The sequence below is a fragment of the bacterium genome (assembly GCA_040755795.1).
In the GTDB taxonomy this organism is placed as follows: domain Bacteria; phylum UBA9089; class CG2-30-40-21; order CG2-30-40-21; family SBAY01; genus JBFLXS01.
The window spans coordinates 1-1,218 of sequence record JBFLXS010000718.1 but is presented as its reverse complement, the minus strand read 5'-3'; the positions used below and the strand labels follow the sequence as shown (position 1 = coordinate 1,218).

The window sequence follows — 1,218 nt, the reverse complement described above, 5'->3', positions numbered from 1 at the left end:
AAAAAAATGAATAAAACCGGGAGGATATTGTCAGGGATATTTATAGTCTCAATAATTGGACTATGTGCGGACAATGTTTTTGCCCAAAATCTTCCTCTGCCTATTCCTAAAATAAATATAGGGATTGAAGAGGCAAGGAAACCCACAGATGTCGCTTTAGCCCTTCAGATACTCTTTCTTTTAACAATTTTAACCTTAGTGCCAAGTATCATAATGATGATGACCTCGTTTATTCGAGTAGTGATAGTCCTTTCTTTCGTCAAACAGGCTTTAGCCACACAACAGGCACCTCCACAACAAGTAATTACCGGATTAGCTCTATTTCTAACCTTTTTTATTATGGCACCGACATTGACTAAAGTAAATAATACTGCCCTTCAGCCATATTTATCCGGGAAAATAACCCCTACCCAGGCAATAGAAAAGGGCAGTATTCCCTTTCGTGAATTTATGTTTAAACAAACCCGTGACAGGGATATAGATTTATTTTTAGGAATGAGTAAATTACCAAGACCTAAAACGCAGAAGGATGTGCCAACCTATGTTTTGATACCGGCATTTATGACGAGTGAATTAACCTATGCCTTTCAAATGGGAATTGCCCTTTTTATCCCATTTTTAGTCATTGATATGATTGTTGCCAGTGTCTTAATGTCTATGGGAATGATTATGTTACCACCAGTGATGATTTCTCTGCCCTTTAAAATACTTTTATTTGTAATGGTCGATGGCTGGAATCTTTTGGTCAGGTCACTGGTATTAAGTTTTCATTAGAGTTGAGGTGAAATAATGAGTGAGGAAATGGTGATTAAATTAGTTCAAGAGGCGCTATTCTATATGTTATTAATTTCGGCGCCAATGTTAGGGGTAAGTCTAATTGTAGGATTAATCGTGAGCATATTCCAAACCGCCACCGCTATTCAGGAAATGACATTGACCTTTGTCCCAAAGATAATTGCTACACTTTTGACGATTTCTATCTTTGGATTGTGGATGTTAAAAACTTTAGTTGAATACACCACGCGATTAATAATGATGATTCCTGATTTGGTGGGGTGAATAATATCCATTACTCTAATGTCGTGTTGAACAAATAACGCACGGAATTTGATTCTGGTAACTGGTGATTGGTAACTGGTAATTAAATACCGTTTGGCTGAGCTCAGGACGAAACTATTTAACCAATTACCAATTACCAGTTACCAATTACCAGTTACC

2 protein-coding genes are annotated in these 1,218 nt (G+C 37.0%); both read left to right on the top strand.

Going from position 1 to position 1,218, the window contains the following annotated elements; translation table 11 throughout:
• Nucleotides 1-6: 6 nt before the first annotated feature.
• A complete protein-coding gene (gene fliP / locus AB1414_21170) occupies nt 7-774 on the top strand; it encodes a flagellar type III secretion system pore protein FliP (protein ID MEW6609924.1) in 768 nt (255 codons plus the stop codon).
• 15 nt (nt 775-789) lie between these two features.
• Entirely contained in the window at nt 790-1,059 is a 270-nt protein-coding gene (gene fliQ / locus AB1414_21165; protein MEW6609923.1) for a flagellar biosynthesis protein FliQ, read from the top strand.
• Nucleotides 1,060-1,218 lie beyond the last annotated feature (159 nt).

Excerpts from the sequence above, each read along its gene's own strand:
- fliP (MEW6609924.1), top strand. The coding sequence starts at position 7 with ATGAATAAAACCGGGAGGATATTGTCAGGGATATTTATAGTCTCAATA.
- fliQ (MEW6609923.1), top strand. The coding sequence starts at position 790 with ATGAGTGAGGAAATGGTGATTAAATTAGTTCAAGAGGCGCTATTCTAT.